The sequence below is a fragment of the Acinetobacter radioresistens DSM 6976 = NBRC 102413 = CIP 103788 genome (assembly GCF_006757745.1).
In the GTDB taxonomy this organism is placed as follows: domain Bacteria; phylum Pseudomonadota; class Gammaproteobacteria; order Pseudomonadales; family Moraxellaceae; genus Acinetobacter; species Acinetobacter radioresistens.
In genome coordinates this window covers 599,148-625,681 of the sequence record NZ_AP019740.1, presented here as the reverse complement: position 1 = coordinate 625,681, position 26,534 = coordinate 599,148, and the positions used below count along the sequence as shown (strand labels likewise).

The window sequence follows — 26,534 nt, the reverse complement described above, 5'->3', positions numbered from 1 at the left end:
CATCTTTAATTTATATTGTACAGCTGAGAGCATTGTATAGGGTCTTAAATTGTATGTAGCAGCGTTATGCTGATTAAAATAAACAAGCTTCCAGATAAAAGATTCTATAGCTTCATCAATTTTATTTAAAACTCTATAGATATAGAGAATACTAGCAGTAAAATTAATATTTAAAATATTAGGGCTCGTCATATAGTGCTAATACAGACTATAAACTGACTAGCCCTTTTGGAGCCCCGTTATTCTTTATGAAGTACAAGCACTTCACACAAATTTAGTGCCGTATTTTTAAAAAGGCCTACCTTTCTTTAACTAAGATATCTTTATACAAATTTGCTTTAGAAGGATCCAGTAAACAACCTTCTCTTTTTATAATTTAAAGCGTAACATTAGAAGCCTAATACTCGATTTTTTTATTGTGGTTCTCCTGATTATCGGGTAGAATTCGGTCTCCTTTTTGTTTGGACAGCTTCTTTGTCCAAACCAACTATAATAGGTAGTGGTTGAATGAAAACTCTCAGCGCGAAGCCAGCTGAAGTACAACACGACTGGTACGTTGTTGATGCTTCTGGCAAAACTCTTGGTCGTCTAGCGACTGAAATCGCTCGTCGTTTACGCGGTAAACACAAGACTTCTTATACTCCTCACGTTGACACTGGTGATTACATCGTTGTGATTAACGCTGAGCAAGTTCAAGTAACTGGTAACAAGGCACTTGACAAGAAATACTATCGCCACACTGAATTCCCAGGCGGTTTAAAAGAGACTAACTTTGAAAAGTTAATCGCTCACAAACCTGAAGCAGTTCTAGAAAAAGCTGTTAAAGGTATGTTGCCAAAAGGTCCTCTTGGTTATGCAATGATCAAGAAGATGAAAGTGTACGCTGGTAGCGAGCATCCACACGCTGCTCAACAGCCACAAGTTTTGGATATCTAAGGGATACAGCACATGGCTACTAACTATGGCACAGGTCGCCGTAAGACCGCAACTGCACGTGTTTTCCTATCAGCTGGTACTGGTAAACTCGTGATCAACAACCGTTCTTTAGAGCAATATTTCGGTCGTGAAACTGCTCGTATGGTTGTACGTCAGCCTTTAGAGCTTCTTGAAGCTACTGAAAAATATGACCTTTACATCACTGTTAAAGGTGGTGGTATCGGTGGTCAAGCTGGTGCAATCCGTCACGGTATTACCCGTGCTCTGATCGCTGCTGACGAAACACTAAAACCGTCTCTTCGTCAGGCTGGTTTCGTAACTCGTGATGCTCGTGAAGTTGAACGTAAGAAACTTGGTCTACGTAAAGCACGTAAACGTCCTCAGTTCTCTAAACGTTAATTCGTTTACCGAATCGGTCAAAGAAGCTCTGGTTTTTATCAGGGCTTTTTTATTGATTCATCCCTCTATTCTAAAGTAGACGATTAAATTTTTATTGTTCATGAACATCCTTACCCCAGATTCCTTCATGACACCAGAATGACTTGTTTAGATAGTAATTAATTACTCCGATCATAACAAAAAATATTAATAGCATTAATTTAATCATCATTTTATCCCACTCCTGTCATTTTTCTTATAATCTATCCCGTCTTAATAGGATTAGTCCTTTATGGTTCGTGCTTTTTAGGTTGAATTTTAGTATCCTAATTTATCCACTTTGCTTCTTGCTGGTTTATGTCTTTGGAAAATACACCACTACAGGGTATTACGTTATATAGTCATGCAGATGACTTCCGCTCACACTGGATTCGCTTGGTACTGGCTGAAAAACAGATTAAATACCATCTGGTATTGGTTGATCATGAAGATGAAGACCTAGCCAGCCTGAACCCTTATAACCGCTTACCAATGCTGGTTGAACAAGATCTTAAGCTCTTCAATACAGTCATTATTTCTGAATATATTGATGATCGCTATAGACAAAATAAGCTTTATGCGGATGCACCTATGCAGCGTGCAGAGCAGCGTCAATATATCTGGCGTCTTGAACAGGACTGGCTCAGACTTGCAGACATCCTGCTATGCCATACCGACACATTGAGCCAGCCAGAACAAAAACAGACACGGCAGGAGCTTAAAGATACCTTGGTTTCTTTAACTCCGCTTTTTCAACATTTTCCCTATTTTATGTCTGAAAACTTTACAATATTAGATTGTATGCTGGCACCTATTTTTATACGGTTAAAATCTATGGGAATTGAACTGCCAAGACAGCATTGCCGGCCAATCCTGCTTTATTGTCAGCGTATTTTTAGCCGTCCTGCTTTTGTCAAATCGATGACCCAGCAAGAAAAAAACCGTTTCAATGAAATTCTAGTTAATCAATAGAGCTCGATTATGACTGAACAAGAACTTAACTTGTCCCCTACCCGTCCTTATCTGGCCCGGGCAATATATGAATGGATTTGTGATAACCAGTTAACACCACACTTGCTGGTCAATGCAACCCATCCTCAAACGATGGTTCCAGAACAGTTTGTTCAAGACGGACAGATTGTGCTTAATATTGCACCTCATGCAGTACATCAATTTCATATGAGTAATGAGGCTATTACTTTCTCTGCACGTTTTTCCGGCGCATCTCGCGAACTTTATGTTCCTATTGAGGCAGTACTAGGCTTATATGCACGAGAAAATGGTCAGGGCTTATTTTTCGATCCAGCAGAATATCCAGATACCCAAACAGAAAAAGATACTTTAAAATCTGCTGAACAAGAAACAACTGATTCACCTAAGAAAAAACCGAGTTTGAGACTTTTAGATTAAAAAAATTAGGGAGTTCACCATGGCTTTTGATTTAGTCCAATATTTCGCTGAGCAAATACAAATTCAAAAGCCTCAGCTGCTTAAACAATACCCAGCTGACCAAAGAAAAAAGTATATTTGTGAAATTAATACGCTTGCTTTAGCAAAGCTGATTACTTTATGGCGTTATGATGCTAATAAGGTTTATCAAGAAATTCGTACTCAAGATCAGCTGTATATACAGGAAATCGCCCGGCATTTAACCACCTGCCCTAAGAATCAGTCCAATTTAAGTAAATCTGAGCTGGAAGATGCGATTACACAGGTATTATCAGTACAGTTCTCTGAAATTAAACAGTTAGATGATACAGGGAATTTCGGACCTTCAGGACTAAAAGAACTCTTACTAGGACAAATTGAACACTTATCCGGACAGGCAGATGACTGGATTTGGGCAACAAGTGAGTTAACTGAGTTGATAGGTTCTAAACCAATTGAGCAAGAAGAGTTATCATTAGAAGAAACCATGAAGGAGTTTAATCAAATGGTAAATCAGCAAAATATTCAAGAGAGCCCTCATCAGCAGCCTGTACAGGCACTACAATCGACTGCAGAGTCTACTCCACTTGTGCCTGGATGGGCGCGGGTCCTTGAGCCAATTGTAGCACTTGTGATTCTTTGGATTCTGTTTAGTGTTTATCATAATCTGATGGGTTAACTAATATAAAAATTATAAGAACTAGGGCTGAACTGCCCTTTTTCTTTATCCTCACAATTTTTTATTCGATTAATTTATGAATAAATTGAATATATAAGAATAAAAAAGTTCTATTTTTTTATAAGGTTAAATAATTTTTTTAATACTCAGCCCCTTAAAAGAAATTTAAATATTAAAATGTTTATACGCTAGAGCAAGCTTCTTGAATATTCATTAAATTTTATATTGTTTAACCCTTATATAGGGCTACTTAACATTAGATGAATTATTGACTATTATTTAAAAGAGTTCAAAAAATATCATTCTAATATTATTTAACCCCCGCATAAAAAAAAGCCCCCTCGATGAGGGGGCTTTTTTAGAATAATGAGCTGGCGATGACTTACTCTCACATGGGTAACCCCACACTACCATCAGCGCTAAGAGGTTTCACTTCTGAGTTCGGGAAGGGATCAGGTGGTTCACTCTTGCTATGGTCGCCAGCACAACTGTTGATGGACTTGTTCGGGTCTGATTTAACTGCGGTGCAGTATGTGCCGTACTTTGGTCCAAATGAGTTATTAACAGAGGGCAGACCCGGGTCTGAATTGTATGTTCCAGCATTAGGCTGAATCAAGGGATATTGCATATTTATGAATCGATTGATGCTTTGTATACAACTGTTTGGGTGTTGTATAGTCAAGCCTCACGAGCAATTAGTATTGGTCAGCTTCACATATCACTATGCTTCCACATCCAACCTATCAACGTCCTGGTCTTGAACGGCTCTTTAGGTGACATAAAGTCACGGGGAAATCTTATCTTGAGGTAGGCTTCCCGCTTAGATGCTTTCAGCGGTTATCCCTTCCGAACATAGCTACCCGGCGATGCGACTGGCGTCACAACCGGTACACCAGAGGTTCGTCCACTCTGGTCCTCTCGTACTAGGAGCAGATCCTCTCAAATTTCCAGCGCCCACGGTAGATAGGGACCGAACTGTCTCACGACGTTCTAAACCCAGCTCGCGTACCTCTTTAAATGGCGAACAGCCATACCCTTGGGACCTGCTTCAGCCCCAGGATGAGATGAGCCGACATCGAGGTGCCAAACACCGCCGTCGATATGAACTCTTGGGCGGTATCAGCCTGTTATCCCCAGAGTACCTTTTATCCGTTGAGCGATGGCCCTTCCATACAGAACCACCGGATCACTAAGACCTACTTTCGTACCTGCTCGACTTGTGGGTCTCGCAGTTAAGCGCGCTTTTGCCTTTATACTCTACGCGTGATTTCCGACCACGCTGAGCGCACCTTCGTACTCCTCCGTTACTCTTTAGGAGGAGACCGCCCCAGTCAAACTACCCACCAGACACGGTCCTCGACCCAGATTATGGGTCAGAGTTAGAACCTCAACATTACCAGGGTGGTATTTCAAGGATGGCTCCATAGGAACTGGCGTCCCTACTTCAAAGCCTCCCACCTATCCTACACAAGTAAGGTCAAAGTTCAGTGTCAAGCTGCAGTAAAGGTTCACGGGGTCTTTCCGTCTAGCCGCGGGTACACTGCATCTTCACAGCGATTTCGATTTCACTGAGCCTCTGCTGGAGACAGCGCCGCCATCATTATGCCATTCGTGCAGGTCGGAACTTACCCGACAAGGAATTTCGCTACCTTAGGACCGTTATAGTTACGGCCGCCGTTTACTGGGGCTTCGATCAAGAGCTTCGCTTACGCTAACCCCATCAATTAACCTTCCAGCACCGGGCAGGCATCACACCCTATACGTCCACTTTCGTGTTTGCAGAGTGCTATGTTTTTAATAAACAGTTGCAGCGGCCTGGTTTCTGCGGCTGCCGACAGCTCAAGGAGCAAGTCCTATCACCATCAGCAGCGTACCTTCTCCCGAAGTTACGGTACCATTTTGCCTAGTTCCTTCAGCAGAGTTCTCTCAAGCGCCTTGGTCTACTCGACCTGACCACCTGTGTCGGTTTCGGGTACGATTCCTGTGTAACTGAAGCTTAGAGACTTTTCTTGGAAGTATGGTATCGGCCACTTCGCCAGTAAACTGGCTTGCTATCGACTCTCAGCATAGAGCACCCCGGATTTGCCTAAGATGCATGCCTACTGTCTTCCACCTGGACAACCAACGCCAGGCTGACCTAACCTTCTCCGTCCTCTCATCGCATTACACAGAAGTATTGGAATATTAACCAATTTCCCATCGACTACGCCTTTCGGCCTCGCCTTAGGGGTCGACTCACCCAGCCCCGATTAACGTTGGACTGGAACCCTTGGTCTTTCGGCGAACGGGTTTTTCACCCGTTTTGTCGTTACTCACGTCAGCATTCGCACTTCTGATACCTCCAGCAGACTTCTCAATCCACCTTCATCGGCTTACAGAACGCTCCCCTACCACGCACATAAATGTGCATCCGCAGCTTCGGCACATAGTTTTAGCCCCGTTACATCTTCCGCGCAGGCCGACTCGACTAGTGAGCTATTACGCTTTCTTTAAAGGGTGGCTGCTTCTAAGCCAACCTCCTAGCTGTCTATGCCTTCCCACATCGTTTCCCACTTAACTATGATTTTGGGGCCTTAGCTGGCGGTCTGGATTGTTTTCCTCTTGACTACGGACGTTAGCACCCGCAGTCTGTCTCCCGGATAGTACTCATTGGTATTCGGAGTTTGCATCGGTTTGGTAAGTCGGGATGACCCCCTAGCCGAAACAGTGCTCTACCCCCAATGGTATTCGTCCGAGGCGCTACCTAAATAGCTTTCGGGGAGAACCAGCTATCACCGAGTTTGATTAGCCTTTCACCCCTATCCACAAGTCATCCCCCGGCTTTTCAACGACGGTGGGTTCGGTCCTCCAGTTAGTGTTACCCAACCTTCAACCTGCTCATGGATAGATCACCCGGTTTCGGGTCTATACCCAGCGACTAGACGCCCTATTAAGACTCGATTTCTCTACGGCTCCCCTATTCGGTTAACCTCGCCACTGAATATAAGTCGCTGACCCATTATACAAAAGGTACGCAGTCACACCACGAAGGTGCTCCCACTGCTTGTATGCATGCGGTTTCAGGATCTATTTCACTCCCCTCACAGGGGTTCTTTTCGCCTTTCCCTCACGGTACTGGTTCACTATCGGTCAGTCAGGAGTATTTAGCCTTGGAGGATGGTCCCCCCATATTCAGACAAGGTTTCACGTGCCTCGCCCTACTCGTCATCATTATGTGTGCCCTTTCGTGTACGGGACTATCACCCTCTACGGTTGCACTTCCCAGAGCATTCCGCTAAAACACACATAACTTAATGGGCTGATCCCCGTTCGCTCGCCGCTACTGAGGGAATCTCAATTGATTTCTTTTCCTGAGGGTACTGAGATGTTTCACTTCCCCTCGTTCGCCTTGCATGACTATGTATTCATCATGCAATACCTACCTTATGGTAAGTGGGTTTCCCCATTCAGACATCTCCGGATCACAGGATATTTGCCGCCTCCCCGAAGCTTTTCGCAGGCTATCACGTCTTTCATCGCCTCTGACTGCCAAGGCATCCACCACATGCACTTAATTACTTGACTATACAACCCCAAACAGTCGACGTTACCTACAAGGAGCAACTTCAACATTACAGTTTAGAGCACTGTGCATTTAAGCACTGTACAGCTTCAATCTAAATTCATATACCAAAACGCTTGATTCAGTTAATTTGCTAGTTCTCAGTTCAATCTACGTTAGTCAACAGGTTGCCCTGTAACGTCTATTGAATGAGTTGAACAATTTATTTCAGACTCAAATTTGCCAATCTGTTAATGATTCACTGCATCCTCGTCGGATTGCAGTCAACTGTGATAAATCACAGAAGTTAATAAACCAGGATTCTTGAACCTTCCATTTACTAAATTCTGTAATCTCTAGCTTCGAATCAAATCATGTTTGATTCGTGGTGGAGACTAGGAGAGTCGAACTCCTGACCTCCTGCGTGCAAAGCAGGCGCTCTACCAACTAAGCTAAGTCCCCAGCTTATCAATAAGTCAACATATCTGTTTTTCTGCATTACTGCTTTCGTCAGTAGTGGTGGGTCTGACAAGACTTGAACTTGTGACCCCACGCTTATCAAGCGTGTGCTCTAACCAACTGAGCTACAGACCCTCAGATACATCGTCATGAAGAACAACTTGTTGTGGATTCTTACCAATCGTCAATCTTTCGTTAAGGAGGTGATCCAGCCGCAGGTTCCCCTACGGCTACCTTGTTACGACTTCACCCCAGTCATCGGCCACACCGTGGTAAGCGTCCTCCTTGCGGTTAGACTACCTACTTCTGGTGCAACAAACTCCCATGGTGTGACGGGCGGTGTGTACAAGGCCCGGGAACGTATTCACCGCGGCATTCTGATCCGCGATTACTAGCGATTCCGACTTCATGGAGTCGAGTTGCAGACTCCAATCCGGACTACGATCGGCTTTTTGAGATTAGCATCACATCGCTGTGTAGCAACCCTTTGTACCGACCATTGTAGCACGTGTGTAGCCCTGGCCGTAAGGGCCATGATGACTTGACGTCGTCCCCGCCTTCCTCCAGTTTGTCACTGGCAGTATCCTTAAAGTTCCCACCCGAAGTGCTGGCAAATAAGGAAAAGGGTTGCGCTCGTTGCGGGACTTAACCCAACATCTCACGACACGAGCTGACGACAGCCATGCAGCACCTGTATCAGAGTTCCCGAAGGCACCAATCCATCTCTGGAAAGTTCTCTGTATGTCAAGGCCAGGTAAGGTTCTTCGCGTTGCATCGAATTAAACCACATGCTCCACCGCTTGTGCGGGCCCCCGTCAATTCATTTGAGTTTTAGTCTTGCGACCGTACTCCCCAGGCGGTCTACTTATCGCGTTAGCTGCGCCACTAAAGCCTCAAGGGCCCCAACGGCTAGTAGACATCGTTTACGGCATGGACTACCAGGGTATCTAATCCTGTTTGCTCCCCATGCTTTCGTACCTCAGCGTCAGTATTAGGCCAGATGGCTGCCTTCGCCATCGGTATTCCTCCAGATCTCTACGCATTTCACCGCTACACCTGGAATTCTACCATCCTCTCCCATACTCTAGCCAACCAGTATCGAATGCAATTCCCAAGTTAAGCTCGGGGATTTCACATTTGACTTAATTGGCCGCCTACGCACGCTTTACGCCCAGTAAATCCGATTAACGCTCGCACCCTCTGTATTACCGCGGCTGCTGGCACAGAGTTAGCCGGTGCTTATTCTGCGAGTAACGTCCACTATCCTAAAGTATTAATCTAGGTAGCCTCCTCCTCGCTTAAAGTGCTTTACAACCAAAAGGCCTTCTTCACACACGCGGCATGGCTGGATCAGGGTTCCCCCCATTGTCCAATATTCCCCACTGCTGCCTCCCGTAGGAGTCTGGGCCGTGTCTCAGTCCCAGTGTGGCGGATCATCCTCTCAGACCCGCTACAGATCGTCGCCTTGGTAGGCCTTTACCCTACCAACTAGCTAATCCGACTTAGGCTCATCTATTAGCGCAAGGCCCAAAGGTCCCCTGCTTTCTCCCGTAGGACGTATGCGGTATTAGCGCTCCTTTCGGAACGTTGTCCCCCACTAATAGGCAGATTCCTAAGCATTACTCACCCGTCCGCCGCTGAATCCAGTAGCAAGCTACCTTCATCCGCTCGACTTGCATGTGTTAAGCCTGCCGCCAGCGTTCAATCTGAGCCATGATCAAACTCTTCAGTTAAAATCATTTGTACCTTATTTATAGACAAGGTACCAATTCTGGCTCATTAATCTTCTGACTAAAAATTTACTCAAATAAACTTCGAGAAATTTCTACCATTCAATCAATGAAAATTATTTCGATCGATCAACCAGTAAAAATCCACACAAGTTGTTCTTCATATTCTCTTAATGATCTTCTTACTGCTTCGTCAGCAGCAAGCTAGGTCGGCTATATTACGCTTTCTTTTCAGAAAGTCAACTGGTAATTCAGATTATTTTAAACTTATCTAACAAAACCCGACTTAACTATATTTAACTAAGTTGCTGTTTTATCAGAAGTTTTAATCTTCATCACCGCCGATGGATGTGCATTATAGGCCATTTATTCCCTAACGCAAGCGGTATTTTACAAAATATCGTTCATCTGGATAATTCTTAAACAAAACATCTTTTTTTCACCATATTTCAAACAAATTTGCTTTAATACTGCTTGTAGAAGTTTTAGGAATTTTTATGCCTCACTTTCATTTTTTATGGGCAAGCTTACTGGCTGCCGGTTTTGCTTCTTCTAGTTTCGCTCAGGAGATTGCCCAGCCTGTTTCGGCTTCAGCAGAACAGGTTCCTGATGCTGAGGTGATTGATCCGGATCATCCGTCTCATCCTTCTCGTTTAGAAGCTTTAAGGCAGCTCAAGAATGTTACCCGTCAAGACTTAAAGGTAAATGCTAATGCAGCACAGCCTGAGGAGGTCAAAGATCCTTTACAACCTCTGAATCGTCAGATCTATGAATTAAACGATGCGCTTGATCGCACTATTATTCGACCGGTTGCTGTGCAATATGTAGAAAAGATACCTACTGATGTGCGGGGAACCTACCGCAATTTCCGCAAGAATTTAGGTGAACCCTGGAACGCAGTAAACCAGCTTATGCAAGGACGTCCGGCCCGCGCAGCAAAAACTCTTGGTCGTTTTACAGTAAATACCCTATCCAGTTTAGGTTTTGCTGATCCAGCGAGACGTGTAGGTTTAGAGAGTGAAGACGAGAACTTTGGTACAACTTTGGGCTATTGGGGAGTGCCGTCCGGGCCTTATCTGGTATTACCTGTTTTAGGTCCGAGTACTTTTCGTGATACTGTAGGTCGCGTAGTAGACAGTCAGGCACGACCACAAAAATATATTTTTGAAGATCACGAGGGCCTTTACTGGGGGGACCAGATGCTACGTGGTATCGATATTCGTTCCCAGCTACTTGATGTTGAAGATGTCTTACAGGGCGACCGTTATGCTGCCATCCGTGATATTTATTTACAGCGTAAAAACTATGAGATTGCCCAGAAAAAGGGCACTGATGCTGAAATCACTTTTATTGATGATGAGGCAGATGATGAAAATGCGGATCCTGAAATTATCTCGGATTAACTAATTGATAAATAGTTTTGCTAGATCCTTTTCAGTTACTCTAGCAACACTTTGATTTATATAATTAGTATATCTATTATGATGAACTTAAAATTTGTTTAAAACAGGTAAATCAACGCCTCTTATGTATTTTATTCAGCCCACTCGCCCTATTCCTTATTTGGATCGGGCTTTACATGCGCTTCCGAATCTGCAAATGATTCATATTGAGGATATCGATTTATACGACCCGACAATTATTGCAATTGCAGATGTAGAAGATTTCCTGGTTTATCAGTGGAATTTACCTACTGTAGTTATTGCTTTTCAGCATGAGGGGGCTGCACTTGCCAAAGCCTGGGAACAGGGAGCGTTAGCTGGCTGGATTTGGAATGATCTACCGGATCAGCCTGATCAGGCGTTGTTAAAAATAGATGCACAGTATAAACGTAATCAGGATAGTCGTGATCTGCCCTCAGCCGCAGAACTGCAAAAACGTCTTTTACCTAATCCTTTAGCCTTAAAAGATTATGAAATAGAAACTTTTTTTCAACCTTCAGCCTATCTGTCCGGTGACTGGTATGACTACTGGAAGCTGAATGATAAAGAAATTATTTTCTATTTAGCAGATGTTTCAGGCCATGGGGTAACCAGCAGCTTGTTAACCTCATGGATGGCTGCCTTTCATGGACGCTCTAAAACACCCTGTGAACTGATCAAGAAACTAAACGGTATGCTGATGCAAGAAAATATTGAAAAGCATATCACCATGATTGCCGGAATTTTAAACCTCGAAACCCATCAACTCCGCTGGTCCAGCGCGGGACATTATCCGCCCGCTATTTTGTTTGAACCACATAAACCACCGAAAATTTTAAGTACGAGCAGCTTTCCATTAGGCTTGACAGATGATCTAGAAGTTGAAGAGTTTGAATGTTATCTGAACCAGCATGCACGGTTCATTATCTGTTCAGATGGCGCCCTTGAACCCTTTGATGGGCGTTTGAATGAACAGTTTGAACAACTGGTCCAACATCTGGAAAAACAGTCATTTGAGCCTCCGAGTCATGTTGCAGATGACATTGCTATCTTAAGTCTATGTCGAAAGAATTAACTGATTTATCAATATAATACTCTTTAGCTATAGCTATGATGACTATCGGCCACTTGAGTCTGTAGCCCCCCTATGTGATAATTTTCATATCCTTCTCTGCAAATGGCATTTATATGTCAACAGGTCATGTTGAATATGCAAGCTTGAATGGAACGCATATTTTCAAACTTATTGGTGAAGTGCGAGCCCAATCTTGTATAAGTCTAGACAAACTACTTGGTAAAATTGAGCAACAAGCAGGTGTCGTGGGTGCAATCGTCGATTTGACCCAGACCACTTTTATTGACAGTACTGTATTAGGTATTTTGGCGAAGCTGGGCTTAAAACTTAAGCAGACCCATAATATTCAGGCTGTCATGCTCTCTACCAATTCCGATATTACGACTCTGGCCAATAGTATGGGGCTGGGGCAGGTTTTTGTAATTTTAAATTACTGCGGTGATCCAAACGTTTGCACACGTACACTTGTTGAAGAGCATGTAACTCATGGTGCTATGTTGACTACTGTACTCGATGCTCACCGAACCCTAATGAAACTCAACCAGAATAACCAGAACATGTTTGAACCTCTGGTGAAACAGTTGCAAAAAGAACAGGATACACTGGATCAGGTATCTGAACGTAAAAATGCGCCTTCGACCTGAAGCCTAAACAAACGGAGTAGCTGATGCCATTACTTTCTGTTGTTCAAATGAATTCCCAAAATCTGATTGAAGATAACTTCATCGAGATTGAACGTTTGATGCAGCAGAGTAAGGCTGAAGGTGCCGAGCTTATTGTATTTCCGGAAAATTTCGTCTGTTTTACAGCAGGTAAACAGCGTGAAACGGCTGAACAGTTTGAACATATTCAGCGCCGGTTAGAGCAGCTGGCACATCATTATAATCTTTGGATCATTGCAGGTACATTGCCCTGCCCGTTTCGTCCTGATGGCTCTACCATAAAAGATGGTCGGGTACGTACGACCAGTTTATGTATCAGTCCGGAAAAAACCGAAGGACGTTATGACAAAATTCATCTGTTTGATGTTCAGGTTGGGGATGCTGTAGGTGGTTACCAGGAATCTAAAGTATTTGAACCTGGTGACGAGCCTGTAGTTATTCATACACCATTTGGCCAAATCGGGCTTATGGTGTGTTATGACCTTCGCTTTCCAGAGCTGGCTCTAACCCTACGTCAGCGTGGTGCTAATATTTTAACTGCGCCAGCTGCTTTTACTTACACTACAGGCCAATTACACTGGCAGTTACTTTTACAAGCTCGCGCAATGGATAGCCAATGTCAGGTTTTAGGTGCAGCGCAGCAGGGTTGGCATGGTGAAAAGCGCCAGACTTGGGGACATACAGCCGCAGCAGACTCACGCGGCCAGCTGCTGGCTATGGTTAACAATGAAGGTCCGGGCCTGATTACCGTTCCTTTTGACCTGCAAGAACAGCAGTCTGTACGTAGCTCTATGCCTCTCATGCAACATCGAAAACTGGTCACGTTCTGATTTAATTTAGTTTTAGATTTTTTTACAAAAAAACCAATTTATTCTGGTCTTTAATACGCCACGATAACACTACAACTATTCGCTTATAGGTAATAAAATGGCTTTAGAAAAAGTAGTTTATCGTGCACATGCAAAAGCAACAGGTGGCCGTGATGGTCGCGCAACCTCATCTGACGAGATTTTAGATGTAAAACTGGCTGTACCAAAGGAAATGGGCGGTCCTGGTGGTGGCACTAACCCTGAACAATTATTTGCGGCTGGCTATTCTGCCTGCTTCTTGGGTGCAATGAAATTTGTTGCGGGCCGTGATAAATATAGCATGCCTAAAGATGCTTATATTGACGGCGAAGTAGGAATTGGGCCGATACCGACCGGTTTTGGTATTGAAGTCACACTCAATATTCATTTAGAAGGAATGGACCAGACTGAAGCGGAAAAACTGGTTGAAGCTGCTCATATTGTCTGTCCATATTCAAACGCGACTCGCAATAATATTAATGTTGATTTAAAAATTACGACTTAAAAGTAAAATGGCATTATAAAATTCAAAAACAGAATTTTATAATGCCCTGATTAATATTCTTATAAAATGACTTATTCGGCTGCTTCATTGGTAACGCGAAGCACTTCTTCTAAAGTTGTTTTACCCTGCAATACTTTACGCAAGCCGTCTTCGCGAATTGAACCTGCATGTCTGCGGGCAAAATTTTCCAGCTCATACTCTGCTGCATTCCCATGAATCAGACGGCGCATCTGCTCATCAATCGGAACAATCTCATAAATAGCTGTACGCCCAGTAAAGCCGGTATGGGCACAGTGTTCGCAGCCCTTAGGTACAGGTAAACGAACTGGTTCTATCTGTTCAAAAGAGTTAAAGATATGCTGCTCAAAACTATCAGCCTCACGCCAATTAACACAATGTGCACATAAAGTACGTACCAGACGCTGAGCCACCACACCAATTAAAGAACTTGAAAGTAAAAAAGGTTCAATGCCCATATCTTTTAGACGTGTTACTGCACCAATAGCGGTATTGGTATGGAGTGTAGAAAGTACAAGGTGGCCGGTCAAAGAGGCCTGCACTGCGATTTCAGCTGTTTCCAGATCACGAATTTCCCCGACCATAACCACATCTGGGTCCTGACGCAGCATAGCTTTTAAAGCCCGCGCAAAAGTCATATCTACTTTGGTATTAACCTGGGTCTGGCCAATTCCTTCAAGTTGGTATTCAATAGGATCTTCGGCTGTCAGGATATTACGGCTACCATCATTCAGATCAGACAAAGCCGCATATAAAGTCGTGGTTTTACCAGAACCGGTTGGACCGGTCACCAGAATAATACCATGGGGTCGGTGCACCAAAGTTTTTAACCGTTCATAATCTTCTGCAATCAGGCCGAGATGCGTCATATTAAGACGACCCGCCTGTTTGTCGAGCAGACGCATAACAACCCGCTCACCATGCGAAGAAGGTAAGGTCGAAACACGAACATCAACTTCGCGTCCGGCAAGACGAAGTGAAATACGGCCATCTTGTGGAATACGTTTTTCGGCAATATCCAGACGGGCCATTACTTTAATCCGGGACACCAGCAAAGGTGCAAGCTCCCGCCGTGGCTGAACGATTTCTCGCAACTGTCCATCGACCCGCAGACGAACTGAAAGTTTTTTCTCAAAAGATTCAATATGGATATCGGATGCACCGACACGAATTGCCTCAGACAGCAAGGCATTAATCAGACGAACGATGGGTGCATCATCTTCCTGATCCATCAGGTCTTCTGCTTCAGGTACCTGATCTGCCAGGCTCAGCAAATCCGGATGGTCTTCGAGCCCTGCAGCTACCTGCTGTGATTCACCGGTATCACCGGCATAACTGGATCCTAATAAACTATTGAACTCTTGCGCACTGCATAACTGATAATGTACCGGGCGGCCCAGTAGCCGACGAGCCTCCTGCAAAGCAAGGGGAGTCGTGTCTTCACGACGCATGATATAGACTTGGTCCCCTTCATAACGCAAGATGACGCCATGACGTTTTGCAAAACTGTAAGGTATTTGTAGTTGTTTAAGTATTTGCATCACAACTTATAATAATAGAAAAATTGGTTTTGAGTGTACTCTATGCATATGACAGCGTGAAGTCTGTTTTTTGCTAAAGATGTGATGAAAGGAATAACTGGTCTTGACAAATTACAATGAAAATTTCGAGCCTGAATCTTCTACTATCAAGTGGTGGGGTGAACAGCAATTTGATATGAACCAGAATAAAGCCTGGCAGTTCGGTTCATTATTTTTTCGTCTGACTCGCAGTCAGCGCGAGTGGCAACTTGAATATCATCGACCACAGTTTCAGCATGATGATGAGCAGGAATGGCGTATCATTGAAGAACCAGATTTTATCTTTCCACAGCCGGTTGAGATTGAACGTTATATGTTTAAAAAAACACATAGCAAATTCCAGCTCATGCCTCGTCTGGCTGACCGCTCTGTCGTAATTAAACCGGTCAATCCAATTTACATTCCAGCAGGGCAACGCGGTACGCTTTATATCAGCACTCCCTTATGGATTGCCGGTTTTGTAGAAAGTCAGCGAGATCCTTTATTCGATTTACCGGTCATTCTTTCTAAAGATACTTGGTTTGGCCCAGACCAGCGTACCGGTGAAATGTGCTATGCCACTGCAGTGGATGGCCGTACTGAACTAAGCCAGCTTAAACCGCGTGCTTTTCGCGCAGTAACCCCTATTCATTTTCATAATACCAGCAATCAGCAGCTGCGTTTTGACCGCATGAATGTGCCTGTACCTGCCTTGCCTTTGTTTTATAGCGGAAAAACTGGCCGTTTATGGACTTCACAGATTAAAGTTCTGCATGAAGGACTGGACCGTCCTCCGCGGGTAAGAATTGAAAACCAGACCCCGCCTCTGGCTGGCGAGGTTCAGTATATTCATCCCCCGCGCTCTCCAGGTGGAGCACTATTTAACATGTTTGATTCATTCTTCTAAGAGGTGGTCATGGCTGATACAAATATTCCAAAAGAAGTGACCCAAAGCCTCAAAGGAATCTTTACCAATATTAATCTGGACCGTTTAAGTGAAATCTTGGTGGGGCTGGTACTTTGCCTGATTGGTTTCTTGATTGCCCGGGTAATTTCCAATACTTTTATCCGTACGGTAGGTTTACGTTTTAATGCTCATCAGCGCCTAGTCTGGCGCCGCGGTATTTTTTATTTTATCTTTCTGCTTTTTGTAATTGCCAGTTTAAAGGAAGCCGGTTTCAAACTTAGCGTTTTTCTTGGCGCCGCCGGTATTTTAACAGTAGCTTTAGGTTTTGCTTCGCAGACCTCTGCAACCAACCTGATTAGCGGTCTCTTCCTGATTGGTGAAGGTTCCTTTGAGGTCGGTGATACCATCCAGATTACTCTCATCCGTGGCCATGTGATTGAAGGCGAGGTTCTGTCAATTGATCTGCTTTCGGTCAAATTGCTCACCCTCGATAATGTTTATGTGCGTTTGCCGAATGAACAGCTGATTCGGGCACCAGTCATGAATCTGTCAAAATTTCCTATACGGCGCATCCCCATTACCCTCGCGATTAATTTCCATGAAGATATTATTAAAGTACGGGAAGTTCTGCTGGAAGTTGCCAATAAGTATCCTCTGGTTTTGGACGAACCTAAACCGGCAGTGACAGTAACGGCATTTCGAGAATCATCAATTGAACTATTGTTCGCCGTATGGTGTAGCCGGGAAAATTATCTGCAGGTCCGTGATGAAATGCAGGAATTGATCCGTAATGGCTTTGTCGATAATCAGATTGAAATTCCTGTTCCCAAAATGGGATTTGTTGACCGCCCCCCTCTCACTGCTGCATTGGCTAATGAAGATATTGATACATATGCGAATGCCAGAGAAATAAAACGTGAGCCTAAACTTTAGGCTCATCATCTGTCGACTGTTGTATGGCAGGTGGCAGAGGTGCCAGATAAGCAATAATCAGCATCACGATTCCGGCCCCAATAAACGAGAACACCCGGGTAATAGTGCCACTTTGCGATAGATCCAGAAAGACCAGTTTTGCCACTACAATAGCCAGTAAGGCTGCACCGATAAACCAGATCTGTCGCAACAAGCGGCGACTGGCCAGCGTCATCAGGATAAAAGCAAGGATAACCCACAACAGGGTTAAACTGAGCTGAACTGTCCCATTACTCCAAATTGCTGTTCCCCAAAGTGGCGTACCCATGTAATGATGTAAGCCACGTACCATGATACTGCTCATAACCAGCAAGCTCACCAGAATCGAACCAATCTTGAATGTCCATTCCAGATTTTTATCATGGAATCGATATTGATAAATCGCCCAGAGTAAACCAGCCATTACTCCAATCGAAAGCAGATCGGCAGGATTAAGAATTACTGTCCAGTAGGCATATTCAGCAACCTGAACATCAATGCTCAGGCCAGTCAGCCACAACAGACTTAAACACCACACTGTAATAGAATGCATCAGTAAAGGTGTTTTTGAGTAAATTACCCAAGCGCCATACAATGCAGGAATTAAGCCCAGTGCCAGAAGTGGCGTTGTTGGCAAAATAGCCAAACCAGTAACAGCCAACAATAACCAGCTAACCGCAGCCCAAAATTCTTTTACTGATTGACTGTTATGTTCAGGTTTTGTCCATAATGTTATAAAAGCAGTAACGGCCGAAGCAAACAGGAACGAATATTGAGACCCCGATGTACTCCATGCCAGATTAGTCCACAAATTTTCCTGCCAGATCGCAGCACCTAAAAATAATAAAAATAGCGTATTGATAAATAACTGTACCAGCAACCAATTTACTTGGGTTTTCCAGTGCATAAATGCTGTAAATACTGCAGATAAAAGAGCTGCCATAGCCAGATATGGGCTTAAACCCTGCCCTTGCAGACCAAGACTGTGTACAGCGGCGGCGGCTCCCGCATAAAGACCTAAAGCCAGTAAAATACAGCTTAATACACTGCTACTAAAATACCTTTCTTCAGAGGGCTGATGCTGTAACAGGTAATATACTGATATCAGCTGGGCAAACGCATAAATTGCTGTACTTAAAACCGGAAACTGGATTTGGCTCCAGATTTGATAAAACAGGGTCACTGAACTTAGCAAAAGTAATGCTACCCCAATATAACGGCTAAATCGGTAGCGTTCAGTTACGCCCCAGACAATTAGAGCGGCGCCCTGTACGACCCAGCCAATGGTGCTCCAGTGTGCCCCTTGGGCCAGCGGAAAAATTAGCGCAATAAAAGCAACCGATAAAATAAAGAAACTTTTAGCGAGTAAAGATAGCTCCTGCTGTCGCTGACGAATCCAGAGTGTTAATCCGGCATAGATGAGCGCCAGCAAGGCAGCACCTAGAGTCAAAGCAAATGTGTTATCGCGCATTAACCAGGCATGCAGGGAAAAACCCAGCACGGGCACACTAAAGATCAGGCTCACATCAAGCAATGGCTGTAAACGGCCCTGTTCTTGCTCAGGATGGCTAAGTAATTGTCTTAAACTTAATGCGTGTTTACGTGCAATTAACTGGCTGTAGCGAATACTTAGCCAGATAAAGAGCAGAATATGCAGCCAGATGATGAGATCAAGGATGAGATACTGTTTTGCTTCGCTATATATGACGATGACACTACCACCTAACAGCATGGTGACGAAGAATGCAATGTGATTAAGAATTTTCCAGGACTGAACAAAATTAACTACAGCCACTGCCAGATTAATTAATAAATAATAGCCCAGTAAAAACACTGTATCCGGATGATACTGTGGAATGACCAGGGGCGCCGCATAGGCCATTCCTAAAGCTAGTATAGCCAGATAAACAGCATGCTGTTTGAGGCTCAAATAACTGGTCACTATCAACAGTGCTGCAAAGAGCATACTGGCTATAGACAGGCTGGTAATAACTCCATAATGATGGGCAAATACCAGTGTCAGGAAAATAACAGCGAGTCCTACCCCCTGTAATGCAACAGCAAATAAAAGATTTCTCTTTTGCAGACTATAGCCAAAAAATGTAATAGCACCGCCAATACAAGCAATAAACCCTAAGCGAAAACCCAAGCTGAGTTGCCAGTGTTCACTGGCAAAGCGGAGTAATAATATGACTCCGATCATCAGCACTGCCACAGCGACTCGCAAGATTGGATTACCATGTACCATCCAGTTAATGGCAGGCTGCCACCAGCTTGAAGCAGCCGGTTCTGGTGCTACTGCTGGTACTCTATCTGGTTCGGTAACAGAAGATCCGGTATGAGCTGGCCCTGAAGGAGAAGTCTGTTCGGAAAGTATTTCTGCTTCTTGCCTGCTTTGCAGTTGCCGGGCGGGTAACGGAAGTAAAGAAGGTTCAGCCAGTGAATGATGCTGCTCCAGATTAGCCAAACGTTGTTGCAACCGGTTAAGCAAATGAATCAGACAAATGATAAAAATTATAATTGCAAGCCAGAGCATACTGCGCCAGTCACTTAAATAGATCACTGCCCCAAACAGCACACTTGCATATATCCCTGCTTTTTGCCAAACCAGATCGGTTACTGGCTGTATAAATTTCGCCCGCTGTTCTAGCTGCTGCAAACGCTGTTGCATATTTGAAACCAGCTGGATGAGTAATATGCTGAAAAATAAACTGGCGCCGACCATGCCAAGCTCAAAATTAACAACTGCAGAGCCAGCAAAAATAACGACAAGTATGATCAGAAGAAAAATGAAATATCCCTGCTTATCTTTGTTATACATGGGCAAATTGAGTATTCCTGTCCAATTTTGGCTATCTTAACCGATCTCTTATCAGATAAAAGAATTTGCATACAAACTGCTGCAAAATTCATATTCTGCATTGCAGAGAAAATTCACGTAGAATAAAGCCATTCGATTGTAAGGAAGTATTCAATGCCACCATTTGTCTTGGTTGATGGGTCCTATTTTTTATTCCGGGCATTTCATGCGCTGCCTCAATTAACCACTTCAACCGGGTTACATACCAATGCAATCCGTGGCGCGATTTCTGCAATACAAAAACTGATGCGCCGCATCCAGCCCACCCATATGGCTGTAATTTTTGATACACCCGAGCCTACTTTCCGCCATGAGCTGTCGCCACTTTATAAAGGTGACCGCCCAAGCATGCCAAGTGAACTCTCCCAGCAAATTCCTTATCTGCATGCCCTGATCCGGGCTTTAGGTATTCCCCTTTATTCCCTGCCGGGTGCCGAAGCTGATGACATCATTGGAACACTGGCAAAACGCGCTGAAGCTGCCGGCCATCAGGTCCTGATCTCTACTGGTGACAAGGATATGGCACAGCTGGTCACAGATAAAGTGACACTGGAAGACAGTTTTAAAGACAAACCGATGGATATTCAGGGAGTCTTTGAGAAGTTTGGAGTATGGCCTCACCAGATTATTGACTACCTGACCCTGATGGGTGATGCCTCAGATGGTATTATGGGTGTACCAGGTGTAGGGGCAAAAACTGCTGCTAAACTACTCAATGAATACGGTTCACTTGGGGGCATTCTAGAAAATGTAGAACATATTAAGGGTAGAGTCGGCCAGAGTATTAAGGATAATCTCGAAGGTATAACCATTGACCATCAGCTGGCTACCATTGTATGTGATCTTGACTTGAATATAAGCTGGGAAGACCTAAAACTGGCAGATCCGCATGTAGAAACCTTGCGTAATCTGTATACCGAACTTGAGTTCCGTAATCAGCTACAATCCCTAGATCACCCCCATAATCCAAATAACACTACTTATAAACAGGCTTCAGCTCAAGCTACGGCTTTACCTGCAAATAAAGATATACCAGATGAACATGCTACTTTGAGCAGTGAAGAAGACCGGCTGGGCGAAGCAACTTATCATACCGTGCTGACCCAGGCAGACTGGGAACTGTTATTTCAGCGTATGTCTAGCGAAACCCGCTTTGCTATTGATACTGAAACAACAAGTCTGGACTACCGGGTAGCAGAAATGGTCGGCTTCTCTGTCGCCTTTGATGCAAAAGATGCATATTACGTTCCTCTGGCACATGACTATGCAGGTGCACCTGAGCAGCTGAACCGTGAACAGGTTATGGCTCAAATCAAGCCTATTCTGGAAAATGATCAGGTTGAAAAAATTGGCCATCATCTTAAATATGATGCCCATATCTTTGCCAATCATGGAATTGAACTCAAGGGCTGGTTTTTTGACACCATGCTGGCCTCTTACGTGCTGAACTCGGTGGCTACCCGTCATGGTATGGATGATGTCGCGCGCCTATATTTAAGTCACCTGACCACTACCTTTGAGCAGGTTGCGGGGAAAGGTGCCAAGCAGAAGATTTTTAACCAGATTGAGCTGGAAGTGGCTTCACCTTATGCAGCCGAAGATGCCCACGTTACTTATCGCCTCTATGAAGTACTGGCTGAAAAATTAAAAGCTCATCCGGAACTTTGCAATATTTTATATAATATTGAAATGCCGGTTGCCCGTATTCTGACGGGTATGGAAGAAGATGGTATACGTCTAGACCACGGCTTTCTGGACCAGCTCAGCGTAGAGTTTGCCAAAACCATGCAGGAGCTGGAACAGCAAGCAATGGAAATGGCTGGTGAAACGTTCAATATTGCTTCTCCGAAACAGGTAGGTGAAGTACTTTTTGAAAAACTCGGCATTAAAGGTGGTAAAAAGACTGCCACAGGCCAGTTCAGTACTAGCGAAAGTATTCTGGAAAAAATCGAGCATCCAATTGCTGCTGTAATTCTGGAACACCGCAGTCTTGCTAAATTGAAGAGCACCTATACAGATGCTCTGGTCAAGCAGTCCAATAATTCTACCCATCGGGTACATACCAGCTACCATCAGGCACTTACTGCCACCGGACGTCTGTCATCATCTGATCCGAACTTACAAAACATTCCAATTCGCGGAGAAATTGGCCGACAGATTCGTAAAGCCTTTATTGCTCCGGCTGGTCGTGTCTTGCTGGCTGCTGACTATTCGCAAATCGAATTGCGTTTAATGGCCCATTTCTCGCAAGATGATGCCCTGCTAGATGCTTTCCGCCACGGTCAGGATGTTCATCGCCGTACAGCAGCTGAAGTTTTGGGAATCGCCCTTGAAGACGTCACCAATGACCAGCGCCGGCAGGCTAAAGCTGTAAACTTTGGACTACTGTATGGCATGTCTGAGTTCGGTCTGATTCGTCAGCTTGGTTTTACCCGTCAGGAATCGCAGGATTATATCAAACAGTATTTTCACCGTTATCCGGGAATTTATGAGTATATGCAACGTACCCGTCAACTGGCTTTGGAACAGGGCTTTGTAGACACGCTATTTGGTCGCCGTTTATACACACCAGATATTGATGCCCGTAACATGATGGTACGCAAAGCAGCTGAACGTGCTGCGATTAACGCACCATTACAGGGAAGCGCGGCAGATATTATTAAACTGGCCATGATTTCGGTAGATAAAATCTTACCGAAAGATCAGGCGCGTTTATTACTTCAGGTTCATGATGAACTGGTATTCGAGGTTGATGAAAATATCGCAGATGAGCTGGCCCCTCAACTGGCTGAGGTTATGGAGTCGGTAGTCGAAATCTCTGTACCTTTACTGGTAGAAGTAGGTAAAGGTTGTAACTGGGAAGAGGCACACTAAGTTACGACTTGCTTTACCCAATCACCAGAAAATAAAAAAGGACCTAACGGTCCTTTTTTATTTTAGCGCTTTATAAACCCACTAACAAAATCCGGGCAACTTCATTCATCAAAATCTCGGCAATATAGAGCGCCAGGAATGCCAAAATTGGAGACAGGTCAATCATCCCCATATTAGGCATCAAGCGGCGAAACGGTGCCAATAAAGGTTCAGCCAGATCTTGAATGACTTCAATATAAGGCCCGCGCGACTGGGTAAACATCACCACCCAGCTTAGGATGATCGTTGCAAAAATCAGATAGCGACAGAAACGTAATAAATCCTGAATCATGGTCACAAAAGTCAAGATCACCAGATGCACAGGGCTGTTTGGCATAACACCAGACAGATACATCAGGCCGAAAATCTTGAGCAGATATAACACCACGATCAGAACCAGAGCTGCCAGATTTACACGGCCTTTACCGAGTGTTGGCAGGATACGGCCGAACACATCAACAATCTTGGTTGCCTTGACCGTAGACATTACTACCGGGTTGTAAGGATTCACCGCAGCCAACTGGACCAAGAAACGGAAGAAGACGAGCAAAATCGCTACGTTAATGATAATGCCAAAAATTAGCGCAGAATTTGCACCCATACTTTAACTTTCCTAATCAAATCAAATTATTTAGTGCTTTCACTCAGCTCTTGTGCGAGTTCCTGGCTGCGTTTTTTCGCTGCAGCAAGTGCAGCCTGAATATTCTGGGAAATCTGGGCACGATCAAACATTTCCAGTGCAGCCTGTGTTGTGCCGTTCGGTGAGGTTACATTTTTACGTAACTCAGACGGTGAGCTGGAGCTGGTAATCGCCATTTGTGCAGCACCTAAAGCTGTTTGTAAAGTCAGTGCGGTAGCTACTTTCTCATCCAGACCAAGATTTTTACCCGCCTGTATCATACTTTCCATCATATAGAAAAAATATGCCGGGCCAGACCCAGAGACCGCAGTAACGGCATCAATCTGTTCTTCGGTATTAACCCACAAGGTCAAACCGGTCGATGCCAGAATCTGGCTAGCCAGATCACGGTCCGCCTGCTGCACAGCAGGGCTGGCATATAATCCGTGTGCACCAGTCTGTACCAGTGCCGGTGTATTCGGCATTACCCGTACCACCTGATCACTCTCGACCAGCTCAGCGATAGTTGCAATCTGAGCACCTGCTACAATTGAAATAAGCAGTTTTCCAGCAAACAGACCTTTTAAAGGTTGCAATACCTTAGCCAATACCTGTGGTTTAACAGCCAGAACGACCACATCGGCATCATGAATAGCTGCAACATTGTCTTCAGTCACATGGATATCTTTTTCCTGAAGCAATGAACGAATCTGTTCAACCGGATCAGCTACTGTAATACGGGTAGCAGGCAACCCACGTGCTAACAGGCCACCAATTAAGGCTTGTGCCATATTGCCACCGCCAATAAAACAGATATTGCAATTTAAAGCTGTGCTCATGTTCAATGCTCGTCATTTACATTTGTTGTTGCTGAGTGATTAATACCGGTTGCCAGCCACCTCGCTCACAATATGGAGATTGCGCCAACCAAAACCCTTTGGGCGTAAAAACCCCAAGCATAACATTATCTCGGCTTAATATTTGAATCTGATGACGCTGCCAAGGAAAAATTTGTGCTTCCTGAATAGCCTTTTTGAGCGGCCATGCACCTACCCGGCCATAAAGATGAATTCTTTCCCCACCTTGCCGCGATGTTAATACAAGATTCTGCTTCAATAAATCTGCTGATAAACCGACTGCTTGCAGTTGAATCTGATAATGGCCAGAAGCAGTTTGGTAAACATGAGAAAGCTCGGGAATAAGACTTTGTTCAGAAATGAGCTGACTGTTTTTCTCAGCCATATATTCATCTGTCTGTAAACGGTAAAGCTGCCCATGATAACGAACATAATAATACTTGTTCCAGTGTAGCGCCGCCTGTGCATCGGCTTTGGCAGCAATAACTTCATGCTGAATCCGCTCAACCATTTCAAAAGCTGGCCGATATATACCTTCACCTTTCATCCATACTGAAAGCAGTTGTCGCTGTCGGGGTTTTGAAAGTAATTTTAATCTTGCGAGATCAAGCTGCTGTGCATTGCCACAATTTTTTAAATCCTCTTGTAATACTTCCTGCAGAATCTCATCGGCATCCTGCATTAATGAAGCTGTGCGGGTGACTGCCTGCTGCATTTTAGAAAAGCGGGAAGCTAAGAGCGGCCAGAGCATTGTTCGGCACCAGGCACGGTCGTAATAGGTATCATTATTTGAAGGATCATCAATAAAACTGATGTTTAATTGTTCAGTCCATTGGCAAATCTGCTCACGGGAGAGGGACAGCATCGGACGCCAGATTGGCATTTCATGACGCTGATCCAGCTGTTTCATAGCAGAGAGTCCAGAAATACCCGTGCCAGAAAACAATCTTAACAATACGGTTTCTGCCTGATCCTGCTGATGATGGGCAAGAACAAGTACTTCGCCAGATTTAATATGCTGATGATAAGCCTGATAGCGCGCTTCACGGGCCTGACGTTCAAGATTACCTGCATTTACATGTACAGGCTGCACAATGCATGGAACATCAAGCTTCATACATTCAGCTTGCACATGAACACCCCAGGCCCTACTCTGAGCCTGTAACTGGTGATCAACATAGATAGCCCTGATCCGTCCGGGGCAAAGCGCCGCCATAAAATATAATAGGAGCATGGAATCCATGCCCCCACTACATCCGATCAGGAAAGAAGTTTCTGGTGAAAACTGCTCAAGCTGTTTTAAGCAACCAGACCTGAATTCTCGCTGCCAAACTTCATTAAACGTTGGTAACGTGCCTCGCATCGTTCGCTAGCATCCATTCCTTTCAATTCATCAAGTGCCTGTTTAAGCACTTCTTGAAGACGGTCCATAACCAGTTCGGGATGTAAATGTGCTCCCTCACCTTCATCGACGACATATTCTACAATACCCAGTGCCTGAAGTTTATCTGCTGTTAATGATAACGCTTCACTGGCCTGTTCTGCCTTTTCAGCAGTTTTCCATAAAATAGAGGCACATCCTTCTGGCGAGATTACAGAATAAATACTGTGTGACAGCATAATCACGCGGTCTGCAACCCCGATTCCCAGCGCTCCGCCAGAACCGCCTTCACCCAGTACCGTTGCAATAACCGGAACTTTCAGGCTTGAAAGCTGGGCAAGACTACTGGCGATAGCTTCAGCCTGTCCCCGCTCTTCAGCCCCTACACCCGGGTATGCGCCCATAGTGTCAATAAACGTAAATACCGGCAGATTGAATCTCTCTGCCATATCGAGTAGACGTTGTGACTTGCGATAGCCTTCAGGATTGCACATCCCAAAATTATGTTGCAATTTCTCACGAGTGCTACGACCGCGGTGCTGTCCTACCACCATCACCGGCTGGCCATCAAAACGAGCCAATCCGCCGATCATCGCGCCATCATCGCCAAAAACGCGATCACCATGCAACGCATCGAACTCTGTAAAAATTTCGCCCACATAATCCAGAAATTGCGGACGTTCCGGGTGACGTGCAATTTGAACTGTTTTCCATGCTTTAGATTGAGCAGCTTTGTTCTTCATAGGCCGAGTATTATTCCTGAATTAA

At 44.5% G+C, this 26,534-nt stretch carries 19 protein-coding genes, 2 tRNA genes and 3 rRNA genes; 13 read left to right on the top strand and 11 right to left on the bottom strand.

The genetic code is table 11. The features are described 5' to 3' along the window. Positions 1–507: 507 nt before the first annotated feature. The 5 genes from rplM (at position 508) to ACRAD_RS02870 (ending at position 3,460) form a co-directional block, all read left to right on the top strand. Positions 508–936, top strand: coding sequence for a 50S ribosomal protein L13 (rplM, locus tag ACRAD_RS02890; RefSeq protein ID WP_005016108.1), 429 nt, complete (start codon positions 508–510; stop codon positions 934–936). 12 nt (positions 937–948) lie between these two features. Then, on the top strand, positions 949–1,335 hold the full coding sequence (gene rpsI, locus ACRAD_RS02885; protein ID WP_005016111.1) for a 30S ribosomal protein S9: 387 nt from the start codon (positions 949–951) through the stop codon (positions 1,333–1,335). 336 nt (positions 1,336–1,671) lie between these two features. After that, complete coding sequence (locus ACRAD_RS02880; RefSeq protein WP_005024799.1) at positions 1,672–2,325, top strand: glutathione S-transferase N-terminal domain-containing protein; 654 nt, start codon at positions 1,672–1,674, stop codon at positions 2,323–2,325. Positions 2,326–2,334: 9 nt separating this feature from the next. Continuing rightward, the gene (locus ACRAD_RS02875; RefSeq protein WP_005024797.1) at positions 2,335–2,763 is read left to right on the top strand and encodes a ClpXP protease specificity-enhancing factor; all 429 of its coding nucleotides are present in this window, start codon (positions 2,335–2,337) and stop codon (positions 2,761–2,763) included. A 19-nt stretch (positions 2,764–2,782) separates the two neighbouring features. Further along, the gene (locus ACRAD_RS02870; RefSeq protein ID WP_005024795.1) at positions 2,783–3,460 is read left to right on the top strand and encodes a hypothetical protein; all 678 of its coding nucleotides are present in this window, start codon (positions 2,783–2,785) and stop codon (positions 3,458–3,460) included. Positions 3,461–3,829: 369 nt separating this feature from the next. On the opposite strand, the gene rrf is transcribed toward ACRAD_RS02870, so the two are convergent. The 5 genes from rrf to ACRAD_RS02845 all read right to left on the bottom strand — a co-directional run bounded on the left by rrf (position 3,830) and on the right by ACRAD_RS02845 (position 9,193). Next, positions 3,830–3,944: ribosomal RNA gene (rrf, locus tag ACRAD_RS02865) — 5S ribosomal RNA — on the bottom strand. A gap of 190 nt (positions 3,945–4,134) precedes the next feature. Next, a 23S ribosomal RNA gene (locus ACRAD_RS02860) occupies positions 4,135–7,024 on the bottom strand. Between the two features lie 363 nt (positions 7,025–7,387). Next, a tRNA-Ala gene (locus tag ACRAD_RS02855) sits at positions 7,388–7,463 on the bottom strand. A gap of 55 nt (positions 7,464–7,518) precedes the next feature. Beyond that, positions 7,519–7,595, bottom strand: a tRNA-Ile gene (locus ACRAD_RS02850). Between the two features lie 61 nt (positions 7,596–7,656). After that, a 16S ribosomal RNA gene (locus tag ACRAD_RS02845) occupies positions 7,657–9,193 on the bottom strand. Together the 16S, 23S and 5S rRNA genes with 2 tRNA genes alongside form the textbook arrangement of a ribosomal RNA operon. Before the next feature lie 494 nt (positions 9,194–9,687). Here ACRAD_RS02845 and ACRAD_RS02840 point away from each other — a divergent pair. The 5 genes from ACRAD_RS02840 to ACRAD_RS02820 all read left to right on the top strand — a co-directional run bounded on the left by ACRAD_RS02840 (position 9,688) and on the right by ACRAD_RS02820 (position 13,701). Continuing rightward, positions 9,688–10,593: an MlaA family lipoprotein gene (locus ACRAD_RS02840; protein WP_005023548.1), complete on the top strand. Its 906-nt coding sequence runs from the start codon at positions 9,688–9,690 to the stop codon at positions 10,591–10,593. Positions 10,594–10,717: 124 nt separating this feature from the next. Continuing rightward, positions 10,718–11,686 (top strand): RsbU family protein phosphatase GigA, encoded by a 969-nt coding sequence (gene gigA / locus ACRAD_RS02835; protein WP_005016128.1) that lies wholly within the window; start codon positions 10,718–10,720, stop codon positions 11,684–11,686. Between the two features lie 113 nt (positions 11,687–11,799). Next, entirely contained in the window at positions 11,800–12,330 is a 531-nt protein-coding gene (gene gigB, locus ACRAD_RS02830) for an anti-anti-sigma factor GigB (RefSeq protein ID WP_005016131.1), read from the top strand. A 23-nt stretch (positions 12,331–12,353) separates the two neighbouring features. Next, positions 12,354–13,178, top strand: coding sequence for a carbon-nitrogen hydrolase family protein (locus tag ACRAD_RS02825; RefSeq protein WP_005023547.1), 825 nt, complete (start codon positions 12,354–12,356; stop codon positions 13,176–13,178). Between the two features lie 97 nt (positions 13,179–13,275). Continuing rightward, positions 13,276–13,701, top strand: a complete 426-nt coding sequence (locus ACRAD_RS02820) for an organic hydroperoxide resistance protein (RefSeq protein ID WP_005016136.1) — start codon at positions 13,276–13,278, stop codon at positions 13,699–13,701. Between the two features lie 71 nt (positions 13,702–13,772). Here ACRAD_RS02820 and gspE read toward each other — a convergent pair whose 3' ends face one another. Further along, positions 13,773–15,260 (bottom strand): type II secretion system ATPase GspE, encoded by a 1,488-nt coding sequence (gene gspE / locus ACRAD_RS02815; RefSeq protein ID WP_005023546.1) that lies wholly within the window; start codon positions 15,258–15,260, stop codon positions 13,773–13,775. Between the two features lie 103 nt (positions 15,261–15,363). Here gspE and ACRAD_RS02810 point away from each other — a divergent pair, with 103 nt between their 5' ends. Then, positions 15,364–16,185, top strand: coding sequence for a hypothetical protein (locus ACRAD_RS02810; RefSeq protein ID WP_005023544.1), 822 nt, complete (start codon positions 15,364–15,366; stop codon positions 16,183–16,185). A 9-nt stretch (positions 16,186–16,194) separates the two neighbouring features. Next, positions 16,195–17,118 (top strand): mechanosensitive ion channel family protein, encoded by a 924-nt coding sequence (locus ACRAD_RS02805; RefSeq protein ID WP_005023542.1) that lies wholly within the window; start codon positions 16,195–16,197, stop codon positions 17,116–17,118. On the opposite strand, the gene ACRAD_RS02800 is transcribed toward ACRAD_RS02805, so the two are convergent. After that, positions 17,108–19,957: a DUF2339 domain-containing protein gene (locus ACRAD_RS02800; RefSeq protein WP_005023539.1), complete on the bottom strand. Its 2,850-nt coding sequence runs from the start codon at positions 19,955–19,957 to the stop codon at positions 17,108–17,110. The genes ACRAD_RS02805 and ACRAD_RS02800 overlap by 11 nt on opposite strands. Before the next feature lie 153 nt (positions 19,958–20,110). Here ACRAD_RS02800 and polA point away from each other — a divergent pair, with 153 nt between their 5' ends. Continuing rightward, the gene (gene polA / locus ACRAD_RS02795) at positions 20,111–22,870 is read left to right on the top strand and encodes a DNA polymerase I (protein WP_005023537.1); all 2,760 of its coding nucleotides are present in this window, start codon (positions 20,111–20,113) and stop codon (positions 22,868–22,870) included. Positions 22,871–22,940: 70 nt separating this feature from the next. On the opposite strand, the gene ACRAD_RS02790 is transcribed toward polA, so the two are convergent. From ACRAD_RS02790 to ACRAD_RS02775, 4 genes are read right to left on the bottom strand one after another with little or no spacing between them, the layout of a single operon-like run. Beyond that, complete coding sequence (locus tag ACRAD_RS02790) at positions 22,941–23,510, bottom strand: YggT family protein (protein WP_005016149.1); 570 nt, start codon at positions 23,508–23,510, stop codon at positions 22,941–22,943. 26 nt (positions 23,511–23,536) lie between these two features. Next, positions 23,537–24,367 (bottom strand): pyrroline-5-carboxylate reductase, encoded by an 831-nt coding sequence (proC, locus tag ACRAD_RS02785; RefSeq protein WP_005023535.1) that lies wholly within the window; start codon positions 24,365–24,367, stop codon positions 23,537–23,539. A gap of 16 nt (positions 24,368–24,383) precedes the next feature. Beyond that, entirely contained in the window at positions 24,384–25,748 is a 1,365-nt protein-coding gene (gene tilS / locus ACRAD_RS02780) for a tRNA lysidine(34) synthetase TilS (RefSeq protein ID WP_080633061.1), read from the bottom strand. Further along, positions 25,685–26,509, bottom strand: coding sequence for an acetyl-CoA carboxylase carboxyltransferase subunit alpha (locus ACRAD_RS02775; protein ID WP_005016159.1), 825 nt, complete (start codon positions 26,507–26,509; stop codon positions 25,685–25,687). The genes tilS and ACRAD_RS02775 overlap by 64 nt, the downstream gene beginning before the upstream one ends. Positions 26,510–26,534: the final 25 nt, after the last annotated feature.